The 21,812-nt window shown below is 45.0% G+C and carries 22 protein-coding genes; 6 read left to right on the plus strand and 16 right to left on the minus strand.

Annotated elements, in window-relative coordinates:
- Positions 1–3 precede the first annotated feature (3 nt).
- The 5 genes from OCU38_RS13285 (at position 4) to OCU38_RS13305 (ending at position 5,538) form a co-directional block, all read left to right on the plus strand.
- Positions 4–432 carry a universal stress protein gene (locus tag OCU38_RS13285; protein WP_023403301.1) on the plus strand — a complete coding sequence of 143 codons (429 nt, stop codon included), beginning with the start codon at positions 4–6 and terminating at the stop codon, positions 430–432.
- Between the two features lie 299 nt (positions 433–731).
- Positions 732–2,348 (plus strand): phosphoethanolamine transferase, encoded by a 1,617-nt coding sequence (locus OCU38_RS13290; protein ID WP_023403300.1) that lies wholly within the window; start codon positions 732–734, stop codon positions 2,346–2,348.
- A 336-nt stretch (positions 2,349–2,684) separates the two neighbouring features.
- A complete protein-coding gene (locus tag OCU38_RS13295; protein ID WP_023403299.1) occupies positions 2,685–3,644 on the plus strand; it encodes a TRAP transporter substrate-binding protein in 960 nt (319 codons plus the stop codon).
- A gap of 87 nt (positions 3,645–3,731) precedes the next feature.
- A complete protein-coding gene (locus tag OCU38_RS13300; protein WP_261824705.1) occupies positions 3,732–4,232 on the plus strand; it encodes a TRAP transporter small permease in 501 nt (166 codons plus the stop codon).
- A gap of 1 nt (position 4,233) precedes the next feature.
- Positions 4,234–5,538, plus strand: a complete 1,305-nt coding sequence (locus OCU38_RS13305; protein WP_261824706.1) for a TRAP transporter large permease — start codon at positions 4,234–4,236, stop codon at positions 5,536–5,538.
- A 131-nt stretch (positions 5,539–5,669) separates the two neighbouring features.
- Here the strand turns inward: OCU38_RS13305 and OCU38_RS13310 are convergent, their stop codons facing one another.
- From OCU38_RS13310 to OCU38_RS13385, 16 genes are all read right to left on the minus strand, one after another.
- Positions 5,670–6,563, minus strand: a complete 894-nt coding sequence (locus OCU38_RS13310) for a DMT family transporter (RefSeq protein WP_261824707.1) — start codon at positions 6,561–6,563, stop codon at positions 5,670–5,672.
- Positions 6,564–6,760: 197 nt separating this feature from the next.
- Positions 6,761–7,384, minus strand: a complete 624-nt coding sequence (gene ureG, locus OCU38_RS13315) for an urease accessory protein UreG (protein WP_023403289.1) — start codon at positions 7,382–7,384, stop codon at positions 6,761–6,763.
- A gap of 18 nt (positions 7,385–7,402) precedes the next feature.
- The gene (locus OCU38_RS13320) at positions 7,403–8,095 is read right to left on the minus strand and encodes an urease accessory protein UreF (RefSeq protein ID WP_261824708.1); all 693 of its coding nucleotides are present in this window, start codon (positions 8,093–8,095) and stop codon (positions 7,403–7,405) included.
- A 39-nt stretch (positions 8,096–8,134) separates the two neighbouring features.
- Entirely contained in the window at positions 8,135–8,740 is a 606-nt protein-coding gene (locus OCU38_RS13325) for a HupE/UreJ family protein (RefSeq protein ID WP_261824709.1), read from the minus strand.
- 47 nt (positions 8,741–8,787) lie between these two features.
- Positions 8,788–9,240 carry an urease accessory protein UreE gene (gene ureE / locus OCU38_RS13330; protein ID WP_261824710.1) on the minus strand — a complete coding sequence of 151 codons (453 nt, stop codon included), beginning with the start codon at positions 9,238–9,240 and terminating at the stop codon, positions 8,788–8,790.
- Positions 9,241–9,260: 20 nt separating this feature from the next.
- Positions 9,261–10,964 carry an urease subunit alpha gene (ureC, locus tag OCU38_RS13335; RefSeq protein ID WP_152820270.1) on the minus strand — a complete coding sequence of 568 codons (1,704 nt, stop codon included), beginning with the start codon at positions 10,962–10,964 and terminating at the stop codon, positions 9,261–9,263.
- A 108-nt stretch (positions 10,965–11,072) separates the two neighbouring features.
- Positions 11,073–11,411: an urease subunit beta gene (locus OCU38_RS13340; RefSeq protein ID WP_261824711.1), complete on the minus strand. Its 339-nt coding sequence runs from the start codon at positions 11,409–11,411 to the stop codon at positions 11,073–11,075.
- An 80-nt stretch (positions 11,412–11,491) separates the two neighbouring features.
- Entirely contained in the window at positions 11,492–11,794 is a 303-nt protein-coding gene (ureA, locus tag OCU38_RS13345; protein ID WP_261824712.1) for an urease subunit gamma, read from the minus strand.
- A 25-nt stretch (positions 11,795–11,819) separates the two neighbouring features.
- Positions 11,820–12,809 carry an urease accessory protein UreD gene (locus OCU38_RS13350; protein WP_261824713.1) on the minus strand — a complete coding sequence of 330 codons (990 nt, stop codon included), beginning with the start codon at positions 12,807–12,809 and terminating at the stop codon, positions 11,820–11,822.
- Positions 12,806–13,501, minus strand: coding sequence for an urea ABC transporter ATP-binding subunit UrtE (urtE, locus tag OCU38_RS13355; RefSeq protein ID WP_261824714.1), 696 nt, complete (start codon positions 13,499–13,501; stop codon positions 12,806–12,808). Before urtE ends, OCU38_RS13350 begins: the two co-directional genes overlap by 4 nt.
- A gap of 1 nt (position 13,502) precedes the next feature.
- Positions 13,503–14,354 (minus strand): urea ABC transporter ATP-binding protein UrtD, encoded by an 852-nt coding sequence (gene urtD, locus OCU38_RS13360; RefSeq protein WP_023403280.1) that lies wholly within the window; start codon positions 14,352–14,354, stop codon positions 13,503–13,505.
- Entirely contained in the window at positions 14,351–15,526 is a 1,176-nt protein-coding gene (gene urtC, locus OCU38_RS13365; RefSeq protein ID WP_261824715.1) for an urea ABC transporter permease subunit UrtC, read from the minus strand. The genes urtD and urtC overlap by 4 nt, the downstream gene beginning before the upstream one ends.
- Before the next feature lie 10 nt (positions 15,527–15,536).
- Complete coding sequence (urtB, locus tag OCU38_RS13370) at positions 15,537–17,165, minus strand: urea ABC transporter permease subunit UrtB (protein WP_261824716.1); 1,629 nt, start codon at positions 17,163–17,165, stop codon at positions 15,537–15,539.
- Positions 17,166–17,317: 152 nt separating this feature from the next.
- Positions 17,318–18,601, minus strand: coding sequence for an urea ABC transporter substrate-binding protein (gene urtA / locus OCU38_RS13375; protein WP_023403277.1), 1,284 nt, complete (start codon positions 18,599–18,601; stop codon positions 17,318–17,320).
- 302 nt (positions 18,602–18,903) lie between these two features.
- Positions 18,904–20,271, minus strand: coding sequence for a TrkH family potassium uptake protein (locus OCU38_RS13380; protein ID WP_261824717.1), 1,368 nt, complete (start codon positions 20,269–20,271; stop codon positions 18,904–18,906).
- Positions 20,268–20,930, minus strand: a complete 663-nt coding sequence (locus tag OCU38_RS13385; RefSeq protein ID WP_261824718.1) for a potassium channel family protein — start codon at positions 20,928–20,930, stop codon at positions 20,268–20,270. The genes OCU38_RS13380 and OCU38_RS13385 overlap by 4 nt, the downstream gene beginning before the upstream one ends.
- A gap of 525 nt (positions 20,931–21,455) precedes the next feature.
- On the opposite strand from OCU38_RS13385, the gene OCU38_RS13390 reads away from it, so the two are divergent.
- Positions 21,456–21,770: a hypothetical protein gene (locus OCU38_RS13390; RefSeq protein WP_261824719.1), complete on the plus strand. Its 315-nt coding sequence runs from the start codon at positions 21,456–21,458 to the stop codon at positions 21,768–21,770.
- Positions 21,771–21,812 lie beyond the last annotated feature (42 nt).

Consider the following 21,812-nt stretch of genomic DNA (forward strand, 5'->3'; position numbering starts at 1 on the left):
GTTATGAACTACAAACATATTCTAGTCGCACTAGAGCTATCTGAAGACAGTAAACTACTGATAGAAAAGGCTTCCGCTCTGGCAAAAACATTCGAGGCGGATGTTTCATTTGTCCATATTGATGGATCACATGGCGAGATTTATACCGAATTAGTGGATATATGTGTCGATGACCAAGAGCCACCAATCAAACGAGTCGCTATGGAGCAGTTAAAGCACTTAACCAGTGATGTTGATGTACCATTAAAGCACTTCCTTATTGGTACCGGAGATCTTGGCGACAAGCTTCCTAACACCATTGCCGACTATGGTTGTGACCTATTGATCTGTGGTCACCATCATGATTTTTGGAGCACTATCATCTCGTACTCCAAACACCTCATCCATAACTCTCCAATTGATATCTTAGTGGTACCACTAGAAGGCCAGTAATGTCTTTTAGCTTCATCCATTAATATCCGATACCAAGTAGACCAGCACGCTACTTGGTATCATATTCAACTCAGTATAAAACTCTGCTATCTGCATTACTTTCAAGCCCCTACCCACTAGTCAGTTTTCTATAAACCACCTAAGCTAAATAAGTTCCATTTAATTTATACAAACTTAATTTCAGCTTTAGCTAGCTATACCCAATATTGTTATTTCGTGAACATATTGCATAATGCCAACCACAGTAATTGAGCGTTTAGCAATAGCGCCGACAAAACTCGCATCCTTCAGGGGGAACAATGAAAGTACTGGCACGGATGATTACGCCGCAATATAGACTGATATGGGGCTGCGCCTTATTGTTCTCAGCTCTATTCAATTTAAGCTTCTTTAAACATTTTATGGATGCTTTTCCAATTGCAGACGGTAATACCGGCTTTGTGGTAAGTGCAGGCGTACTGTTAGTTGCAGTGCATGCTCTGTTCTTTTCTCTATTAGGCGGGCGATTTTTTACCAAAGCTCTGCTTATATTAGGTTTTTTCATTGGCGCAAGTGCCGCTTATTTCTCTTGGACGTACGGCGTTGTCATCGACAAAACCATGTTGCAAAACATGATACAAACCGACACAGCCGAAGCCTTTGGTTTGCTCTCCACGCAACTTGTCATAGTAATGGTTATCTTTGCGGTTGTGCCAGCATTACTTATTTATAAAGTCTCTTTAAATTACCGCTCTCTCTTTATTGAAAGCAGAGCTAAGCTAATTTCTATTTTACTGTCGGTGGTGATGATCCTGCTGACCTTACTTGCGTATTCAGCAAACTATGCCTCGTTCTTCCGTGAATACAAAAGCGTACGTTACTACTCAGCGCCTCTGTTTCCTATTTACTCAGCGGGTAAATATTTTAAGGGCGATCATAAAGATTTACTTAAACCTGCCGATCAAATGCAAAACGTAGCACCTGATGCCAAGATAGTGCATAAGGTAAAAGATACCCACGAACTGATCGTGCTTATTGTGGGCGAAACAGGACGCGCCGATCACTTTTCATTAAACGGCTACCCTCGCGAAACCAATCCGCTGCTTAGCAAACGCAAAGGTGTGATCAGTTTTTCTAAAATGACCAGTTGTGGCACCTCTACTGCGGTATCTGTGCCTTGTATGTTCTCGTCAGATACCCGTTCACAATTTAGCAGTAAGTCTATTTACAATAAGCTCAATGCGCTCGATACCCTCAAAGATAACAATGTTGCAGTGCTTTGGCGGGATAATAACTCCAGCTCTAAAGGTGTTGCTGAACGTGTTGAGTATCAGTCGTTCAAGTCACCAGACACCAATACCATCTGCGATCCAGAATGTCGTGATACAGGCATGCTTGTTGGGCTTGATGATTATGTTAGTCAGCATCCAAATCAAGACATAGTAGTAGTGTTACATTCAATGGGTAGTCATGGCCCTGAGTATTACAAGCGCTACCCTGCTCGCTTTGAGAAATACACCCCAGTGTGTAAAGGCAACCAGTTAAATAAGTGTTCCAGTGAAGAAATCATTAACGCGTATGATAATACAATGTTATTTACTGACTACTTCATCGACCAAAGTATCGATTGGCTAGACACTTATTCAAAACAGTATCGCACCGCTTTGCTATACATCAGTGACCACGGTGAATCACTAGGGGAAGATGATATTTATCTGCACGGCATGCCTTACGCATTTGCGCCAGAAGTACAAAAACACGTAGCGGCTATCACTTGGTTAAACGACTCCTCGCCCTTTAAATACAAGGATGTGGTGAAAAATAAAGACTTACCATTCTCACAAGATAACTTCTACTGCTCAGTGCTATCACTGCTTGAAGTTCAAACCGAAACTTGCCCACATGAAGCTTCTATTTTCATGAACAAAGGCAATTAAAGATCGAAAACTCAGGGGGTTAGATTTTACATTCTAACCCCTTTTTTCATTCCTCAGCCTTCACTCCATTTTGCATTTTTATTTCTAGTCTTTTAAAAACCCAACGATTTTTTTGCCGTAAGCCACAAATCAATTGTCACATTTCATTACACGCCCGTTCAAAACGTGATCAATCACCGTAAAAATTGAAGAAAAACCGCTCAATCTCACCGTTGCGAGAGTCAGATCCACAAATGGAGTTTATTTGTCATATAAGATTACTTCTGCAGTGCAAACAGACGCATACATTAGTTAATCCTAATAGGTGCATAAAATTCCCAAAAAAGGATATCAGGAATGAAAAAGTCTCTAATAACGCTTATTGCTTCATCAGTTCTATTCACCGTTGGTGCACAGGCAAAAACACTGACTCTTGGTCATGCAATGAACTTAAACAGTGCAGCGCATGCGGGTATGGTCATTTTTGCTGACAAGGTCAAAGAAAAATCCAATGGCGACATCACAGTTAAGATCTTCCCTAATGGCATGTTAGGTTCGGAACGAGATCAAGCTGAGCAAGTAGTGACCGGCGCCTTAGATATGGCAAAAATCAATGGCTCACTTGCTGAGTCTTTTGAACCGACTTATAAAGCGATTTCCATTCCTTATCTGTTCCGCAACTCAGACCACATGCACACTTTCATGCGCAGTGACGCAGCAGAGAAACTGCTAGCATCAAGTAAAGGCAAAGGCTTTATCGGCATCACCTTGTATGATTCTGGTTCTCGAAGCTTCTACAGCTCAAAACCTATCAACTCTCCAGACGATCTTGCAGGTCTTAAAATCCGTGTCCCTGAGTCCCCAACTATGATGGAAATGGTACGTCTACTTGGCGCTAAAGCTACACCAGTACCTTTCACAGAGGTATACACTGCACTACAACAAGGGGTTATCGATGCTGCAGAGAACAACATTTCTAGCCTAGTTGAAATGAAGCACTCAGAAGTGGCTAAGTTCTACGCAATGGATCAACACATGATGACACCTGATTTGATCATGATTTCAGAAGCGACTTGGGCTAGCTTGAACCCTGAACAGCAAAAACTGGTAAAAGAAGCGGCGCTTGAGTCTATGGAAGAAGAGATCAAGATTTGGGCTGCTACCGACGACAAAAACATGAAAATCGCTAAAGAATCTGGCGTAACTTTCATCGAAGTTGATACCAGTAAGTTCCGTGAAAAAGTCCTTCCTATGATCAACGATGCAAAGAAAGACCCTGCATTGAAATACTACATCGACGCAATCGAAGCGATGTAACCTCACCACTAAATAATATCAATCGTTTAATATCAATGCCCTCCCTTCGCGGAGGGCTTAATCAACCGCTGTTGACGTGGAGGAAGGATGTTCTCAGTTTTACGTCAGTTCAAGACTTTTCTAGATAAGGCTATTTTGACATTTTGCGGCATTGCAATTGTCACTTTAGTCATCACCGTAACTTGGCAAGTATTTAGCCGTTATGTACTCAACGACCCTAGCTCATTTACCGATGAACTGGCCCGCTACACCATGATTTGGTTTGGACTTGCCGGCGCCAGTTACTTGTTTGGTAAAAATGGTCACCTTGCCATTACTCTCTTTATTGGTTCTGTTAGAGCCAAACACCGTAAATACTTTCACATCGTCATCAACCTTATTTCAGTGGCTTTCATTAGCCTTGCGATGGTTAAAGGTGGCTTGTTATTGATGAGCCGCACTATGATGCAATTTTCACCGGCATTACAAATCCCTATGGCGTACGTTTATCTCATTTTGCCGCTATCAGGCGTTATCATGCTGACTTATATCCTATTGAGCACCCTTGAGATGTTTGCCCCAGCACAACCTGTTAAGGAAGGTGAATAATATGGATATTTCAATTGGCTTCTGGCTGTTGTGCTTGTTCCTATTTTTAATTGCGTTTAGCGTTCCCATCGCCATTGCGATTGCTATGTCGTCTTTGGTGATCATGTGCTCTATTCTTCCAAGTAACGTCGCCTTTATGACCGCAGGACAAAAGATAGTCACAGGTATAGATAGCTTTAGCTTACTTGCCATCCCCTTCTTTATCTTGGCCGGTAACATAATGAATCGAGGCGGCATTGCCGCGCGACTGGTGCAATTTGCCAAAATTTTAGTGGGTCGTTTGCCCGGCGCACTTTCGCATGTCAACGTATTAGCCAACATGCTATTTGGTTCGGTATCAGGCTCAGCCGTTGCCGCCGCTGCCGCAGTCGGCAAAACCTTAGAGCCAGAGCTAGAAAAAGAGGGATACGATAAATCGTATTCAACTGCGGTAAACGTCGCTTCTTGTCCAGCTGGGCTATTAATCCCACCAAGTAACTCTTTGATCGTATTCTCTGTGGTCAGTGGCGGCACTTCCATTGCTGCGCTATTTATCGCAGGTTACGTGCCGGGAATTCTAATGGGGCTCAGCTGTATGGTGGTGGCTTATATCATTGCCAAAAGACGCGGCTACCGAAGCGCAGCTGTTGAGCTGACAATGCGCGAAAAACTGATTATTACCTGGCGCGCCATCCCAAGTATGGGATTAGTGGTGGTGGTCATTGGCGGTATCATTGGTGGAGTGTTTACTGCAACCGAAGGAGCCTGTATTGCGGTGCTGTATTCGTTTGGTTTATCACTGTGTTATCGAACCTTAGGTTTAAAAGAGCTCAAAACCATTTGTGTTGAAACCGCTGAGATTACCGGCATCATGCTGTTCTTAATTGGCGCATCAACCATTATGTCTTGGGCAATGGCATTTACTGGCCTGCCGAGCATGATAAGTGAGTGGATGTTGTCTATTTCAGACAACCCAATCATCATCTTTATCTTGATGAACATCATCCTGCTCATTGTCGGCATGTTCATGGATTTAACCCCTGCGGTATTAATTTTCACCCCAATATTCATGCCGATTGCTACGCAGCTGGGCATGCACCCAATCCACTTCGCGATGATGATGATCTTCAATCTATGTATTGGTATTGCCACTCCGCCAGTAGGGACGGCATTGTTTGTCGGTTGTAGTGTCAGCGGTGCGAGGATTGAAGGGGTAATTCGCGCTATATTGCCGTTTTGCGCGGTGTTAATTGCGACTCTATTGCTGATTACCTTTATTCCGTCAATCAGCTTGGCATTACCAAGAGCATTTGGTCTGATTAACTAAGCTCGCGTTAGCTAAGTCAGTCTTAACTAGACAAGCAGAAACAACAGCTTAATCAAAACAAAAGGCATGCCGATTTTATCGTGCATGCCTTTTTAATCGATATGAACAGCGATTAGAAATAGCGTCCCTTCTTAACGAGCGCGTTGACCTAGCAACTGCTTACCAAATACATTAATCAATGCCCCAGTCACTATCAATCCGCCACCTAAATAGGTCCAAATTGATGGTATTTCATTAAATATCCATACCCCTAACAGCGCAGAAAAGACGATTTGTACATACGAATAAGCCGACGCTTTACCCGCTTCTTGGGTTTGCATTGCTTTGGTTAAGCCGTATTGACCTATCTGCGTAAATATACCCACCAAAATCAACAGGATAGTCATAAACACACTTGGCCAAACAAAATGATTCCAAATCAACACAATAGATACGGGCAGTGCCACCAGCGGGAAATACATAATAATCACCGAGCTATCCTCGGTTTGGCTTAACTTCCTGACAATTATGTAAGCAATAGAGCTGCCAAATGCTCCGCACAGCGCAATACCAATACTAAATAAAGGCACCTCACTTGTGCCCTCTGCCAAACTCGGTTGCACCATCACCAATAAACCTAATAAGCAAAAGCCAATACAGATCATGGTTGATTTTTGAATGCGCTCTTTAAGAAATAAGACCCCAAGCAACGCGGTCGAAACAGGATGCACATATTGTAAAATCGTCGCTTCCGCCAACGGCAAGGTCGTGACTGCATAGTAGACACACATCAAGGCAGATGTACCCACCACACCGCGCAACAATAGCAGCTGTTTATTGTTACCCCATGCCGAAATGCCTTTACGCTTTACATCGGCATAGCTAATAATCAAAGACACCAACGCCCTTGCCGCCACAATTTCAAATACCGGAATACCGTAATTGCTGATGTATTTCACGCAGGCAGACATAAACGCAAAACCCACCGCAGATAAAAGCATGAAGCGAACCCCAACAGGGATTGATGAGAAAGAAGACGCCGGCATAGTGTTTAGGTACCGTTAAAAAAGAAGACAACGAATCATATATTAATGTGCGCTAGTTCACCATTCTCTGCCAATAAAAGGCGGTAAGTAAAAATGATAGGCGTGAGTAAGAAATAGAAGTTGGAGATATGGAGATTGGGTGGAAAAAGGTCGATGGATTCCTAAACAGAAAAATCGAAATCCATCGACAATTATCATCAGCTTTTAGGCGTCAGCATGCCTTCGGTGATAATAAAATCTATGATGGTATTTAGGCCGACACTCTCTTTTAAATTGGTGAACACATACGGCTTAGTAGGGCGCATGCGCTGGGTGTCTTGTTCCATTACTTCTAGGGACGCGCCTACATATGGGGCTAAGTCGATTTTGTTGATGACTAATAGATCTGAACGGGTAATTCCGGGGCCGCCTTTTCGAGGGATTTTTTCACCCTCGGCGACATCAATCACGTAAATCGTTAAATCCGCCAGTTCAGGGCTAAAGGTGGCACTGAGGTTGTCGCCACCGCTTTCCACAAAAACCACATCGAGGTTTTTGTGCAGTTTTGCTAGCTCTTCCACGGCGGCTAAATTCATGGATGCGTCTTCACGAATAGCAGTATGTGGGCAGCCTCCGGTTTCGACGCCAATGATGCGATCTGGCGCTAGCGCTTCTGCGCGAGTCAGAATTTTTGCGTCTTCTTGGGTGTAGATATCATTGGTGACCACGGCGATATTTAATCTATCTCGGATCGCCTTACACAAGACTTCCAACAGCGCGGTTTTGCCCGAACCCACAGGGCCGCCAATACCTACTCTAAGAGGTTGTTTGTAACTTTCCATTGTCTTATGTCCTATTCATTATGAGCGGAATAACCGCGTGTATTGGGTTTCATGTAAGCTACTTGCCAGCGCAAGCGAAGGGGTAAAACTTGATATCATCCACTCTTCTGTGCGCTTAGCGCGTGCGATGGCGTCAGGAAAACACTCAGTGACCGACAGCAACACTCGCTGACCATCAGTTTGTCCAAGAGGGACTAATTTAACTCCCGCTGTGACCATGTTTTCCAGCCAGCTCCATAAATAGCCTTCGGTTAATTGTTCTAAATTGATCTGCCAGTGGTGAGCGGCAATGCACATACCTATCAGTTGATTGGGTGATTGCGTCATTTTGTCCACCACTGTCATATCCATATTGAGTTGCCTTAATAAGGTATTTAACGCTTTACCTCGCTGCACTTCTTCAGCTCGTAACTCTTTGGATTCACGACTGGCATACAGCACTTCACTCCAGTGATCGATAGATGCAATAGCCTCATCCGTCACCGCTCGGCTAGTGGTGTAATAGAATTTTTCCAGTATCGGCAACTCCAAAGTAGCAATGCTCGACATCACCACATTCATCAGCCAACTTTCAAATTCTTGCCTGTTACTCACCCAGCCTGCTTCTACTGCATATTCCAGCCCTTGAGAGTATGTAAAACCGCCTATCGGCAATGAGGGGCTAAACAACTGAAACAAGCGATAGCAAGCCAGGTTTTTATCTAACGCCATGCTTCACCCCTGCATTCATTGATGGTTCACCAAACAACACTAAGCGGCCACCATAAACAGCACGCTAGCCGAAGCCACACCGATAGAAAGCCACTTTGAACCAATCCAACGACCTGCCATACAACCTGCAGCTAATAGCATGCATGCCATCATGGTCATTCCTAGCGCAAATTGAGAAAGACTGGCGGCCGCTTCCACGCCATGTGCGTATCCGTGGAAAAACAGCAGTCCAATAGCTAGGCTCAGCGCAGCATTGACTTTAGTCGCCGACGGCGTCACCACATGCCACAAACAGACACTCATCACAAACAGTGATGCGATGATCATAGGTTCAATAAACGCGGCATAACCTAAGGCTTTGCCTGCTAGTAATCCCACTACTAACGATGCAACACCTGCCGCCAGCAGGGCAAATGTCTTGCCTTTTTTGAAACTTAACGTGCCGACTAACAAGCCAAACGCCAATAGCATAATCAAGTGGTCAACGCCGGTCAGCGGGTGTGTAAGACCCGAAAAAAAAGAGTGATCGGCATGTCCTGAGTGAGCAAAAGCGCTAATTGGGGTAAGCAGCGTCATGGCTAATGCGGCGGTTATTGATTTTGCAGACTTGTTTGCCGCCGCGCGTATGTTTAATAATGTATTCATTAAGTGATCCTTACTTTTAAACCGATAATTAACTGATAAATAAATGATTAGTGGTGGTGATGACCGCCGCCTGAGCGACCGCCATACGCGCCACTTTCTGGCTCTAATGGCGCAGATTCGACCGTCACTGTTGCGCCAAGCCCTTGTACCATTTCGTCCAATACATGGTCGTGTTGATAGCGAACCCAATCAGCGGTTACTTGCAAAGGAACGTGACGATTACCTAAGTGATACGCCACTCGCATTAGCAATAATGTGTCCGAGCAATGCACCGTTGAGACTGTCTCTGGTGCAGCTTTCACTTCCACTACCATGCCGCACTCACTGAGCAACTGTTCACCACCGCGCAAGATATGACCTCGAGGTAAAAACAGCCCTGCGTCTCGGCCATCTTCTAGGCTGACTTTTAAACGGCTCTTGATACGACTATCTATCGGTAAGCTAAGATAGCCATTGGGGTTGCTGACGGTTTGCGAATTGACTTTGGTCAGTTCAATCATGATTTGTCCTTACTACATGCTTAAAACAAGAAATAACGTTGTGCCATCGGCAATACTTCGGCGGGCTCACACTGTAATAGCTCACCGTCTGCTCGCACCTGATAGGTTTGCGAATCCACTTCAATCTTTGGCATCCAATCATTGAGCTTCATGTCAGCCTTGCTGATGTTGCGACAATCTTTGACCACGCCAATTAAGCTATTTAAGCCAAGTTGCTCAGCTATCTTGTTCTCTTTGGCCGCTTTGGACACAAACAACATAGAGGTGCTTTGACTCGCCTTGCCAGAAGCGCCAAACATAGCGCGGTAATGAACGGGTTGTGGCGTTGGGATAGAGGCATTCGGGTCGCCCATTGGCGCCATTGCAATCATGCCGCCTTTTATAATCACACTTGGTTTCACCCCAAAAAAGGCCGGTTTCCAAAGCACGAGATCTGCCAGTTTACCTTTTTCAATCGAACCGATTTCGTGGGACATGCCGTGAGTAATCGCTGGATTGATGGTGTATTTGGCAATGTAACGTTTTAGGCGAAAGTTATCACTGTAGTCAGAGTCTTGTTGCAAACTGCCACGCTGTACCTTCATCTTATGTGCTGTCTGCCATGTGCGAGTAATGACTTCGCCGACACGCCCCATCGCTTGAGAGTCAGAGGCGATCATAGAAAAGGCGCCTAAGTCGTGCAAAATGTCTTCGGCTGCGATAGTTTCACGGCGAATACGCGACTCTGCAAACGCCACATCTTCGGCAATCGAGGGCGATAAATGGTGGCATACCATCAACATATCGAGATGTTCATCAACCGTATTGACCGTGTAAGGTCGGGTTGGGTTAGTGGAAGATGGCAGTACGTTTGGCTCACCTGCGGCGCGAATAATATCGGGCGCATGACCGCCACCGGCCCCTTCGGTGTGATAGGTATGAATAACGCGATCGCCAATCGCCCCCAAAGTGGATTCGACGAACCCTGATTCATTCAAAGTATCGGTATGAATGGCAACTTGTACGTCCATTTCATCGGCAACGCTCAAGCAAGTATCAATAGAGGCCGGAGTAGTTCCCCAATCTTCATGCAATTTTAGCCCCACAGCGCCTGCCTCTACTTGCTCTCGCAATGCCTGTGGCTGGCTCGCATTCCCCTTACCCAGCAGACCAAAGTTCATCGGGTATTCATCCAGTGCTTCTAACATGCGGTGCATATTCCAAGGGCCCGGCGTACAAGTGGTTGCGTTTGTGCCGGTATTGGGGCCTGTGCCGCCACCAATCATAGTGGTGACGCCCGAGGCGAGGGCCTCTTCGATTTGTTGCGGGCAGATAAAGTGAATATGAGAGTCGATACCACCAGCGGTCAAAATTGAGCCTTCCCCCGCTAAAATCTCAGTGCCGGGACCAATCACAATATCAACCTCAGGCTGAACATCTGGATTGCCCGCTTTGCCTAAAGCGTAAATTCGTCCGTCCTTGATGGCGACATCGGCCTTTACCACTCCCCAATAATCGAGCACCACTGCGTTGGTGATCACTAAATCGGGAGTTTCGGCGCTCGGCCTTTGGCTTTGTCCCATGCCATCACGGATGACCTTGCCACCACCAAACTTGACTTCATCACCGTAAATGGTGAAATCTTTTTCTACTTCTAGCCACAATTCGGTATCAGCAAGACGCATTCGATCCCCAATTGTTGGACCAAACATTTCGGCGTACGCTTGTTTGGATATCTTTGCCATGACCTACTCTACCTTTCTCTATTAACTGCCTGTTTTTATTAGCAAGATTACGCGCTGCTAAGGTGACGGATGCGGTTGTTGCTCGGCACTTTGTTACTCAGCACTTTATTACTCAAGACTGCCCATCACTTTTCCTTGAAATCCATACACCTCAAGTTTGCCGGCGTATTTCACCAGTTCTACCGTTCGAGATTGTCCGGGTTCAAAGCGGGTGGCTGTGCCTGCAGGAATGTTTAAACGGAAACCTTTTGTGGATTCTCGGGGAAAAATTAAGGCGTTATTCGCTTCATAAAAGTGATAATGCGAGCCAATTTGAATTGGTCTGTCGCCGATGTTTTCCACTTTAATAGACAGCGTTTCACGGCCAACATTTAATTCAATGCTTCCTTGGCCTGCCTCTATTTCACCGGGGATTAATGTGCCTGTTTTTACTTTTGCTACTGCCATTTTTCCGTCCCTAAAATTGTGTTGCAGAACTCGTCCCTGAGTATGATGGGGGTGATGCCTTGGCTTATTACAAGCCTGATTTAGACAATGGGATCATGAACAGTGACTAACTTTGTACCGTCAGGAAAGGTCGCTTCCACCTGCACATCAGGGAGCATAGAGGCCACACCTTCCATAACTTGGTCATTGCTTAATATGGTGCGACCATAATCCATCAATTGCGCCACCGTTTTTCCCTCTCGAGCACCTTCTAAAATAGCGCTGCTGATCAAGGCGATAGATTCGGGATAGTTGAGCTTTAAGCCTTTGTCTTTACGTTGTTGCGCCAACATTCCAGCGCAAAAAATCAACAATTTATCTTTTTCTCTTGGTGTTAATTCCATGTCGTTATTCTTCCCTAACTCTTTTTTAGGTCGCCCAAATACGCGGTGGGGTTGGCGTCTCGCCTGTCCAATAATGTCGGACTTGTTGCCATACCAAAGTGAAGGCAGACAAGATATCTTCACTCCACTCACCCAAAGCGCGCACTACCATCAAGCCATCAATCTGAGTCACGCTTAATAGCAAAGGTTGTTGCTGACTAGATTGTTGATGACTAGATCGCTGACTCGTCGCTTGCCTTGCACCGGCGGCATCATTTGAGTTGTTCTCACTTACTATTGATAAAAGCAAACTCCGTACCAACTCCAATAATTCTTGTGAAACTTCACTCACATACAGTGTTCCCAGCATAGAGCGACCTAAAAGCCCCATATTTATCATGAGGTTATCTCCGCCATGGAAATTTATGCCTTCGACTAACAAGCGCTTCCCGTCTTGGAATATTTCAGTTTTCCCAACTAGATGACCCAACTCAAATCCCTCTTTCAGTGCAGGCCGTCCAAAACAGTGCATTTCCCAACCGATAAACTGCGCCCCTGACTCAAGGTGAATTTCAGTATCTAAACGACTGTAAGCATTAGGGAAAAAGATATTTTCTTGAGGAAGCCACTCTAGGCGAGCACCATTTTTGACCGACAGCACCTGCTTTTGGTGCGCATATTTACTGTCTGAGCGATAAAATTTGGTCGCGCCCGGCGTGGTAATTAAGGAGTGAGCACCCGAGTGTAAGGTCACGTTAATATTAAGAGTATCCCCGCCGACCACACCACCCGGAGGGTGCAGTAAATAGGTATGGCAAGGCTTGCCTTCTGGGTATAGAGGTCGCTGAATCGCTAACGGCCCTTGTTGACTGCGGTGCTTAATGACCGTTTTATCGCCTCTATCGACAAAGCTCAAACAGAGCTGAGCTTTCCAGCCCTGCTCTGTTTGATGTTTGATCTCTGCGCCCAAAGGCGATAGCGCATCCGCGCTATCTTGCAAAACAGAAGCCGCGTGCAAAGCAGAAGAAACACTCATACCGTTAGATACTCCTTAATCAAGCCTTCACTCAATTCTTGTATCTCTCCGGTCGCAACTTGCCTGCCTCTGTCTAAGATACAAAAGCAATCTCCGACCTTTCTAGCAAAAGGCAGCTTTTGCTCTACCAGCAATACGGTTAAGCCCATTTTTTCATTGAGCATTCGAATAATATCGCCAATTTCTTGCACGATATTGGGCTGAATACCTTCTGTTGGTTCGTCTAATATAAGTAATTTCGGATTGACCACTAGCGCACGCCCTATGGCGAGCTGTTGCTGTTGTCCTCCCGATAAATCGCCACCTCGTCGATGTAGCATCTCTTTTAATACAGGGAAAAGGTCGAAGATAAACTCAGGTATTTGGCGATCGCCCTTATCACGAATCGGCAGTCCCACCTCTAGGTTTTCTTGCACCGTCAACATAGGGAAAATCTGACGCCCTTGCGGCACATAGCCAATCCCTTTACGTGGTCGCTCTTCTGCATCTAAATCCAGTATCGACTCACCTTTTAGTAAAATATCGCCACTTTTTACCTTAACTAAACCCATCACGCATTCAAGCAAGGTGCTCTTACCCACCCCATTTCGCCCCATCAGCACAGTGCATTTTCCTTCTGGGATAGTGATATCTAAATCCCAAAGGGTATGACTTTCACCATAAAATTGGTTTAGCGATTTAATCTCTAACATCTTATTCTCCCAAATACACTTGCTTCACCTCAGGGTGAGCTTGCACTTGATCCATGGTGCCTTCCGCCAACACATGCCCTTGGTGAAGCACAGTGACGTGACTGGCAATCGAACGTACAAAATCCATGTCGTGCTCAACCACCACCACAGAATGATTGCCCGCCAATGAGTTAAGCAGCTCTGAGGTGCGATCCATCTCTTGATGCGTCATGCCCGCTACCGGCTCATCCACCAATAGCAGTTTGGGATTTTGCATCAGCAACATACCAATTTCTAACCACTGTTTTTGTCCGTGAGATAGGTTGCCTGCTAATAATTTAGCGTTGTCTTTCAAATGGATAAGCTCTAATACCGATTCCAACTTATCACGCTGCTGCGATGACATTTTGGCTCGGTATGTCCCCCATACCGAGCGTACGCCCGCCATAGATAACTCAAGGTTTTGCCACACAGAAATACATTCAATCACGGTCGGTTTTTGGAACTTACGACCGATGCCGGCATTGGCAATTTCAGCTTCGTTCATTTCCAATAAATTGATGTTTGAACCAAGCCAAACCTTGCCAGAATCAGGCTTGGTTTTACCTGTGATGATATCCATCATGGTGGTTTTACCTGCGCCGTTTGGCCCAATAATGCAGCGCAACTCTCCTTCACGGATATAAAGGTTCAGATCATTGATCGCTTTAAAGCCATCAAAGCTTTTGTTCACCCCTTCTGCGTACAGCAAAATGTTATGACTGGTATCAATGAGCGGGTGAGTTTGCGGAATCAAAAAAGGAAACACTTGATCGCGACGAGTAAATGAACGCACATTTTCCTTGAGAGTATTCATATTATCTAACGCACTCATAGATTGGCCTCCGCTGGCTTAGCCTCTGATTGACTCTGTTTGGCACCTTGTTGTTTGTTCGCTCTTTTAGCGTAAGTAAGTGCAAACTTGTCACTGATAAAGCCCATCACACCTTTCGGGAAATACATGGTTGAGAACACAAATAATCCACCCAGTGCGAACAGCCAAATTTCTGGAAATTCCACCGTAAACCAGCTTTTTGCGTAGTTGATGATCAAAGCACCAACGACCGCGCCCACTAAAGTGGCACGTCCACCTAACGCCACCCAAGCCACAATCTCAATCGAGTTAATTGGCGCAAACTCTCCCGGATTGATAATGCCCACTTGAGGTACATATAACGCCCCTGCAATACCTGCGATGACCGCCGATAACACAAAGATCCACAGCTTTACTCCGTCTACGTCATAACCCATAAAGCGAGTACGAGACTCTGTATCTCTTATCGCCAATGCCACTCGCCCTAAGCGACTAGTGACTACGGTTCTGCACAACACATAGCTGATAATGAGCGCAATGCCAGAGCAAACAAACAGCGCGATTTTGGTGCCATCTAGCTGCAAGCTAAAGCCTAAAATATCTTTAAAGTCGGTCAATCCATTATTGCCACCAAAGCCCATTTCATTGCGGAAGAACGACAACATCAGTGCGTAGGTTAAGGCTTGCGTCATAATGGACAGATACACTCCTGAAACCCTTGAGCGAAACGCCAAGTAACCAAACACATACGCCAATGCTCCCGGAATCAACACCACCATCGCCACGGCAAACCAAAACTGATCAAAGCCCTGCCAAAACCAAGGCAGATCGCTCCAATCCAAAAACACCATAAAATCGGGCAACAATGGATCACCATACACGCCGCGATCTCCAATCTGGCGCATCAAATACATGCCCATGGCATAACCGCCGATAGCAAAAAATGCGCCGTGTCCTAGACTCAAAATCCCCAGATATCCCCACACTAAATCCAGTGCCAGCGCCAACATGGCGTAGCATAGATACTTACCCATCAGCGAAATAGTGAAGGTCTCTACATGCAAAGGGTGCCCAGCAGGTAAAAGAGTGTTGGCTAGAGGAATTAACACTACAGCCGCTAGCAAGGCAAGAATGGTAATTTGCCCCGCTCTATCTCCGCTCATGGCGGAAAGTACAAACGATCTTGACTTCATGATGCTCTCCTTAGCTATCAGCGGCGCGGCCACGTTGTGGAAAGAGTCCACGAGGGCGTTTTTGAATGAATAAAATAATAAACACCAACACAATAATCTTCGCCAATACAGCGCCAGCCCAAGGCTCAAGGATCTTGTTGAACAAGCCTAAGCTAAGTCCTGCAACCAATGTGCCCCATAAGTTGCCCACACCGCCAAACACCACCACCATGAACGAATCAATGATGTAAGCTTGCCCCATGTTCGGACCAACATTGGTTAATTGAGAAAGTGCCACCCCAGCAATGCCCGCCACGCCAGAGCCCAAACCAAACGTCATGGCATCAACGCGCTCTGAGCGAATGCCCATTGCCCTTGCCATACCACGGTTTTGTGAAACAGCGCGAACTTGCAAACCTAATGGCGTTTTCTTTAACACCATCAGCAGTCCCATAAACACCAGCACACAAAACATAATGATGTACAGGCGGTTGTAGGTCAGCGATAGCATAGGATTTAACTGTAAAGCTCCCGACATAAAATCAGGTGTGCTTACTGAACGATTTAAAGGAGAAAATACCGAGCGCACGGCTTGTTGCAGGATAAGACTGATACCAAAAGTGGCTAACAGTGTCTCAAGGGGGCGCCCATATAAATGACGAATAACGCTTCTTTCAATAAGCACGCCGACTAGCCCTGACACGATGAAGGCCATTGGAATAGACAGCAACAACGCCAGTGCGGTGTTGTTGGGTAACAGCAGTTGCATCACATAGGTGGTGTAAGCACCTATCATAATCAGCTCACCATGCGCCATATTAATCACGCCCATTACGCCAAAGGTAATGGCTAAGCCTATGCCCGCTAGCACCAGCACTGAGCCCATACTAAGCCCAAAAAACAGCGTCTCGACCCCAGAGTACAAAGCCTGACTCTGTTGATACTGAGCGAGGGTGTAGTTTGCCGCCTCAATAATCTGCTGATTATCCGATGACGCTAAAACGCTTTGCATGGTTTTAAACACAATAGCGTGTTTTTCATCACTCAAAGAGTGGATAGCCGCCACACGTTTATCCGTCGCCGCATTCACATCTAATGCAGTATCAATTGCTAGAGCAAAATGGATCAGCTCAATCACTTGGTTGTCATTCTCAGTAGCTAAACGAGTTTGCAAGGCATTGATTATGTGGTCATCTGTTTGACCTAGCAGGGATTCCACCGCGCTGCGACGTGTAACAGGGTTAGGGTCGTTTAAGCCAAGGGAGGCAAGCTCTGCGCGAATTGCGCCGCGAAAACGGTTATTAACGCGCATTTTTTTAAATAAGGATTTCTTTTCTACAATTCGCTGTTCACCATCCCAAACCGAGGTCGCCGTTGAGCCTACTTTGTGGCTAGAGATTGTGTATAAAGAAAGGTATTTAGAATGCGACTTATCGTTAAAATAATATAAATCACCGTGTAGCCATGCATTCAATATTTGAGTGGAAGTCTCTGGAGTTTGGCTTGATACCAGCCAAGCAATCGCTTCTTGTTTACTTTGCGTATCGCGACCTTTCAGTGCTTGAGTAAAACTGTCTGAATCACTCACACTGGCCATTGCAAAGTTAATGCTAATCAGCAAGAACACGACAACTTTCAACCCATGATAAAAATGTCTCATGAACTGTGTCCTATAAAATAATGAGGCTGATAATCAAAGGTGATCATTCACCAAAAAAATATGCGCTCACTAAAGGTGTTAAAAATCACCTCCTTTTGCTCTTTACCGAACTACTGCTACGAAAAAGAGCAAAAGAAAGCCTCACAGAATGATTAATTTCCGCCAGAGCACTTTTTGGTTTCTACGTTAAATGCGCCACAAGAGAAAGGTTTTGACCAGCTTGAAAATAACTTGGCTGATTCAGGTAAAAAGTCTGACCACGCATCGCCTGCCACTAGACCTTTGGTTTCCCAAACAATGTCAAATTGACCATCGTCTTGGATTTCGCCAATCAATACTGGCTTAGTAATATGGTGGTTTGGCAGCATAGTTGAATAGCCACCAGAAAGGTTCGGCACAGCAACACCAATCAAGGCATCTTGCACCGCTTCAGGGTCTGTTGTGCCTGCGTTAGTTACCGCTTGCACCCACATGTTGAATCCGATGTAGCTTGCTTCCATTGGATCGTTAGTCACGCGTTTATCGTCTTTGATAAATTTATGCCACGCTTCCACAAACTCTTCGTTAGCTTGAGTATCGACACTCATGAAGTAGTTCCATGCGGCAAGGTGTCCCACCAATGCGGAGGTATCCATCCCGGAAAGCTCTTCTTCACCCACTGAGAATGCCACCACTGGAATATCTTCTGATGAGATCCCCTGTGCGCCTAGCTCTTTATAAAACGGCACGTTTGCATCACCGTTGATGGTTGAAACCACCGCAGTTTTCTTGCCTTCTGAGCCAAATTTCTTCACATCTGATACGATAGATTGCCAATCAGAATGACCAAATGGGGTGTAATTGATCATGATGTCTTTATCAGAAACACCTTTGCTTTTCAGGTAGGCTTCCAAAATTTTATTGGTGGTACGCGGATAAACGTAATCCGTTCCCGCCAGCACCCAACGCTCAATGCCAAGTTCATCCATCAAGTAATCCACAGCCGGAATTGCCTGTTGGTTTGGCGCGGCGCCAGTGTAAAAGACGTTTTTAGACGACTCTTCACCTTCGTACTGCACTGGATAGAATAGGATGCTATTGAGCTCTTCAAATACCGGCAGCATTGATTTGCGCGATACCGAAGTCCAACCACCAAACACCACATCAACTTTTTCTTTTTCAATAAGCTCGCGCGCTTTTTCGGCAAACAGAGGCCAGTTAGAAGCCGGATCAACGACCACTGCTTCTAGCTTTTTACCTAGTAGGCCCCCTTTTTTGTTTTGCTCATCAACAAGCATCAAAACCGTATCTTTCAATGTTGTTTCACTGATGGCCATAGTGCCTGACAGTGAGTGCAATACACCCACTTTGATGGTATCTGCGGCTTGCACCACGCCAGAGCCCAAAGTTAGTGCTAAAGATAAAACGGCTAATTTAGTGTTGAACGCCTTGTTCATAGTGAACATCTCCATATTATGATTGTTAACTCATATGAAAATATCCAAGATTGATGCCAAGTTTTGCATCAATAAAACAAGCAAGTTAAACGGTTGATTTTTAAGTAGATAACATATTAACGCACAATAAATGGGCAATAGCAGAATATTTGGATGGGTGATAACGGTGCAAACAAAGAAAGGATTGAACAATAAAAGAGCATACTTATCCACCTAAATGAGAAATAGTTTCACACTCATTGCTAATAGAGAAGTATGCCCAGTTGCATCACGCAGAGCGTTTGCTGATAAAGGTTATACTGTTAACCTGTAAAGACCGGATCTTCTGGATATTTAACTAAGGTTTTTTCAGGTCTTGCCAACATGTAGGCTAAGGTCAAAGGCCCAATACGACCAATAATCATCACCACGATCATGATGAGTTTTCCTGGCTCTGAAAGTTCAGCGGTAAGCCCGGCACTGACGCCGACCGTCGCAAACGCGGAAATGGTTTCAAAGATAATCACTTTAAATGGCGCTTGCTCGGTAATCATGAGTCCAAACATCGCAAAGAACAGCAAAATACCACTGACCACAATAATGGCTAAAGAGCGAGTCACCGTTTGACTGCCGATAGTGCGATGAAATAGCGCCACATGTTTCTTCTGACTCAAAAAGCTCCATGTTGCCAAGGTTGCCACAACAAAGGTCGATACCTTAATACCACCACCGGTAGAGGTTGAACCCGCACCAATTAACATTAACAGCATCATAAAGAGCATTGCAGGAGAAGTCAGCGAGGATAAATCAATGCTGTTGAAACCTGCGGTACGCGCGGTTGCCGATTGGAAAAAAGCGGCAAACCATTGCTCAGACGTAGATAAACTGCCTAAAGTGGCGGCGTTGTTACGCTCTAATAGCCAAAACATCAGCGTACCCACAATAAGTAGAATTGGCGTGCCCAATAACATGATTTTGGTGTGCAGTTGTAGGTGCCTAAAGCCTTTGTGTAAGTTCGCGGATAAATCTCCCACCACGGTAAAGCCCAATCCGCCGAGGATAAACAGCGATGCTAGACAACTGATTACAATCGGGTCGCCCACAAAACCTACTAGGCTATCTGAAAAGAGTGAAAAGCCAGCATTGTTAAAGGCAGAAATAGAATGGAATAAGGCGTAAAACATGCCTGTGCTCCAGCCCATATCCGGCACCCAGCGATAGCTGAGTATTACAAAGCCAACAAACTCAGCGGCTAGAGCAAAAATAATGATCTTTTTCACCAAGCTGTGCAAATTAATGCGTCGGTCTTGTCCTAGCGCTTCTTTGGCTAATGCTTGTTGTTGCAAAGACAGGCGCACACCAAACATATAAAGCAATACAGCAGAAAGTGTCATCTGACCAAGTCCGCCAATCTGCATCAAGATCATCAACAATATCTTGCCGCTGAGAGTGAAATGTTGACCAGTATCCACCACGCCCAAGCCCGTTACACTAATGGCAGAGGTGGCGGTAAACAGGGCATCAGTCATCGACAAACCTGAAACAGAAAACACGGGAAGCGTCAGTAGCACCGCAGATGGAAACAAAATCATAAGAAAGCTGAGAACAATAATTCTCGGCTCACCACCTTTGCCACCCTTTCTTTCAGGCCCTAGGCTATAGACTCGGCTTTGATGAATTCTTGGTATCATAATGTACGTAGTTTTTGTGCAAGTATGGCTTCAGGGCCAACAATAATAATCACATCACCAATCTCTAAGCTTTTTTTATAGCTTGGTGAAGAGATCACTTCTGGCCCACGCTTGAGAGCAATAACACTGACCCCTTCTTCGCGACATAGCGACATATCGGCTAAAGATTTACCCAGCATTTTCGCGCTCACAATCACTTCGGTTAATGCAATACCACTACCCAGAGGATGAAAATCCTTCACCCGCTTATCTATCATTTGGTTTGCAATACGAACGCCCATTTCTCTTTCTGGCATGATGACTCTATCTGCGCCAACCTTGTGCAGTATTCTGGCATGAAACTTATCGTTGGCTTTCACCCACACCGTTTTACAGTGCGCCTCTTTTAATACTAAGGTGGTCAAAATGCTGGCATTGATATCGCTACCGATAGCAATCATGACCATGTCATATTGTTCTAATTTTAATTCTGCGACCGTTTCTTCTTGAGAGCAATTAGCCACAATCACCTCGGTTGAAAACTCAACCGCACTTTTTACTCGGTCTTCATCAACGTCAATCGCCAGCACTTGTGCTCCTGCTCGGCTTAATTCCTTACAGACGGACAAGCCAAATCGTCCCAAACCTATCACTGCATACTGCTTTTTCGTCGATCTCATTTACTTTCTCCAATGACACTGTTCGGTCTAACTACAATCCTTGCGATTTCAGTATAGTAAACATCTGATTTACATAACGAAATATTGAATAATTAAAAGATAGTTATCAAAGTTCTAGCATTTTTAAAATAGAGTCAATTTACACTGTAAAGATGCCCCATGCTCACAGGGCTACAAATGCTGAATAAACCGCCACCAGCACCTTTGTCACCAAGAAAAAAGAAACGTTTTAATAACAAAAAGGTACATGTGTACGCTGAAAATTGCTATGCACGATATTGAATAATATTCCAACACTCAAAGATACATTTGAGTTAAAACCTTTATTCAGCTCTGTGTTTTTCACCCCTGAAAATGCGCCCCGTCACCGCTGGCTAAATGATACAAAATGTTAATAAAATGCACCCAATTGCTGAAAACAACCTGCATTTTAGTGTCTACTCCATCACGATCTTGAACGATAGTTTTCAGTATAGTTTGCTCTTTTTGTATAGATAACATTAATCTAACAAAGAACTCACTAATATGCAGAACGATTCAATGACCCAAACGTCACAACGATTTTTACTTTTAACCAAATATCAACAAGCGGAAGCAAAGAAGCGCCAGCAGTTTATCGAGAAGTACCTGACAGAAACCGAGCCTAAACACTTTCTAGAAGCAAGCCGTTGGGAAGTATTTTGTCAGAGACACTGTGTTGACATGCAGATAGCAAAACCAAAGCGCGAAGAGTTTGCCAAGTGGTGTTTTGATTTTAAAATGTGGCAAGGTGACCTGTTTGTGTTAGCACCGCAGTCAACCAATAATGACTACTACTCAGGAAAATGCGCTAACTCATAGCATTACCCTACATGACCGCTTTACCATAAACCCACCTCATAC

This window comes from Vibrio neonatus, assembly GCF_024346975.1.
Lineage (GTDB): Bacteria > Pseudomonadota > Gammaproteobacteria > Enterobacterales > Vibrionaceae > Vibrio > Vibrio neonatus.

Coding starts and splice junctions, on each gene's coding strand:
- ureE (WP_261824710.1), bottom strand. CDS start 9,240: ATGATTGAACTGACCAAAGTCAATTCGCAAACCGTCAGCAACCCCAAT.
- OCU38_RS13320 (WP_261824708.1), bottom strand. CDS start 8,095: ATGGCGTTAGATAAAAACCTGGCTTGCTATCGCTTGTTTCAGTTGTTT.
- urtE (WP_261824714.1), bottom strand. CDS start 13,501: ATGTTAGAGATTAAATCGCTAAACCAATTTTATGGTGAAAGTCATACC.
- ureC (WP_152820270.1), bottom strand. CDS start 10,964: ATGGCAAAGATATCCAAACAAGCGTACGCCGAAATGTTTGGTCCAACA.
- OCU38_RS13295 (WP_023403299.1), top strand. CDS start 2,685: ATGAAAAAGTCTCTAATAACGCTTATTGCTTCATCAGTTCTATTCACC.
- urtD (WP_023403280.1), bottom strand. CDS start 14,354: ATGAGTGCGTTAGATAATATGAATACTCTCAAGGAAAATGTGCGTTCA.
- OCU38_RS13305 (WP_261824706.1), top strand. CDS start 4,234: ATGGATATTTCAATTGGCTTCTGGCTGTTGTGCTTGTTCCTATTTTTA.
- OCU38_RS13300 (WP_261824705.1), top strand. CDS start 3,732: ATGTTCTCAGTTTTACGTCAGTTCAAGACTTTTCTAGATAAGGCTATT.
- ureA (WP_261824712.1), bottom strand. CDS start 11,794: ATGGAATTAACACCAAGAGAAAAAGATAAATTGTTGATTTTTTGCGCT.
- ureG (WP_023403289.1), bottom strand. CDS start 7,384: ATGGAAAGTTACAAACAACCTCTTAGAGTAGGTATTGGCGGCCCTGTG.
- OCU38_RS13310 (WP_261824707.1), bottom strand. CDS start 6,563: ATGCCGGCGTCTTCTTTCTCATCAATCCCTGTTGGGGTTCGCTTCATG.
- OCU38_RS13380 (WP_261824717.1), bottom strand. CDS start 20,271: ATGATACCAAGAATTCATCAAAGCCGAGTCTATAGCCTAGGGCCTGAA.
- OCU38_RS13340 (WP_261824711.1), bottom strand. CDS start 11,411: ATGGCAGTAGCAAAAGTAAAAACAGGCACATTAATCCCCGGTGAAATA.
- OCU38_RS13290 (WP_023403300.1), top strand. CDS start 732: ATGAAAGTACTGGCACGGATGATTACGCCGCAATATAGACTGATATGG.
- OCU38_RS13350 (WP_261824713.1), bottom strand. CDS start 12,809: ATGAGTGTTTCTTCTGCTTTGCACGCGGCTTCTGTTTTGCAAGATAGC.
- urtB (WP_261824716.1), bottom strand. CDS start 17,165: ATGAGACATTTTTATCATGGGTTGAAAGTTGTCGTGTTCTTGCTGATT.
- OCU38_RS13285 (WP_023403301.1), top strand. CDS start 4: ATGAACTACAAACATATTCTAGTCGCACTAGAGCTATCTGAAGACAGT.
- OCU38_RS13390 (WP_261824719.1), top strand. CDS start 21,456: ATGCAGAACGATTCAATGACCCAAACGTCACAACGATTTTTACTTTTA.
- OCU38_RS13325 (WP_261824709.1), bottom strand. CDS start 8,740: ATGAATACATTATTAAACATACGCGCGGCGGCAAACAAGTCTGCAAAA.
- OCU38_RS13385 (WP_261824718.1), bottom strand. CDS start 20,930: ATGAGATCGACGAAAAAGCAGTATGCAGTGATAGGTTTGGGACGATTT.
- urtC (WP_261824715.1), bottom strand. CDS start 15,526: ATGAAGTCAAGATCGTTTGTACTTTCCGCCATGAGCGGAGATAGAGCG.
- urtA (WP_023403277.1), bottom strand. CDS start 18,601: ATGAACAAGGCGTTCAACACTAAATTAGCCGTTTTATCTTTAGCACTA.